This window comes from Psychrobacter sp. PP-21 (genome assembly GCF_033790785.1).
In the GTDB taxonomy this organism is placed as follows: domain Bacteria; phylum Pseudomonadota; class Gammaproteobacteria; order Pseudomonadales; family Moraxellaceae; genus Psychrobacter.
Window position 1 is genome coordinate 1 of record NZ_JAMYEB010000055.1, and the last position, 1225, is coordinate 1225.

The window sequence follows — 1225 nt, forward strand, 5'->3', positions numbered from 1 at the left end:
TGGTCATGCCGTCTTTAATGCTTCGTAACACTTGTTTGCGAAAGTCGATTGAATAGGTCATCGTTTATTTCACTAAATGAATTGGTTATAAATATTGTATCGGTTTTATCTAAGATTGACTATATATTGAGTATGCTACAAGCTCATAACTATTACGCTCAGTACCATAGTGAAGAAGATTCACAGATATATTTTTGATTGTAGAAACATTCACTTTATACCTCTCAAATAACTGGTTCTCAAGTAAACCTACAAGGTATGGATAAATCATAACTAAATGATGCACTGTATCAATAAGGTATGCAACAGCATTATTAGAAGCACGTTTTCCAGTTATAACCTTTATACCATAGTTTAATATAGTAGCATCATCGTTGTTTTTCTTAAGTAAACTCAATAGGAAGTCTAAATAATTAACCATTAAATTATAATTCAGATAATCTACTAAGCTTACTGGATGATTGGAAATATCAACAATCCAACTTGAGTTTCTTGTCGCTGGTAAGCCCTCTATAGAAACTTTTTTACCATTAAGAATTAGACCGAATTTCCGCAATTCATTAGATAAGTCAGCTAAAAATTTTTCTGCTTTTTCATAATTCTCTGTTAAACAAATATAATCATCAATATGCCTTATAAATTTATAGTCTTTTTCAGCTAGTTGATAGTCGATTACTACTAGTATAATTTCAGAAACTAAGTTATATGCATGTGCACCTATTAAAATACCGTGTGTTTCACCATTATTAGTATTCATTAAAAGTGAGTCTAGATCGTTATACCAATTTTTTTTCTTACGGTTTACTTTAACCTTTGCATCTGCTTTACCGGCAATTGCCCAGGTCAAAGAATGAGTATAGATACTACCAAAGCAGTTGGAAATATCAGCATGAGCCTGAAATCTTGCTCCAATCTTGAACTTCAATAATGGGTCATCGTCTTCTCTATAGTCTGAAAATCCCATATCGAATAGTTGTTCTTTATCTATCTGGCGATTTACAACTCTTAACGTGTCATATTTTCCTAAGACTAAAATCTTCTTATTCTCTTTAGTTTTTCTTATATGAATTCTACTTACTTTCCAATCTTGATTACCTGGGTAATCCCCCCAATAAATAAGAACACTCATAAATAGAGAGTAACTGCTAGAATACATCAGCAGGAGAATCCTATGAAAAAGACACGCTTTAGCGACAACCAAATCGTCAACATCCTAAAACAAGCC

At 32.2% G+C, this 1225-nt stretch carries 1 protein-coding gene; it reads right to left on the minus strand.

The genetic code is table 11. The features are described 5' to 3' along the window. Positions 1–109: 109 nt before the first annotated feature. Complete coding sequence (locus tag NJD71_RS13505; RefSeq protein ID WP_319052416.1) at positions 110–1129, minus strand: RNA-directed DNA polymerase; 1020 nt, start codon at positions 1127–1129, stop codon at positions 110–112. Between the last annotated feature and the right edge of the window lie 96 nt (positions 1130–1225).

Excerpts from the sequence above, each read along its gene's own strand:
- NJD71_RS13505 (WP_319052416.1), bottom strand. The coding sequence starts at position 1,129 with ATGAGTGTTCTTATTTATTGGGGGGATTACCCAGGTAATCAAGATTGG.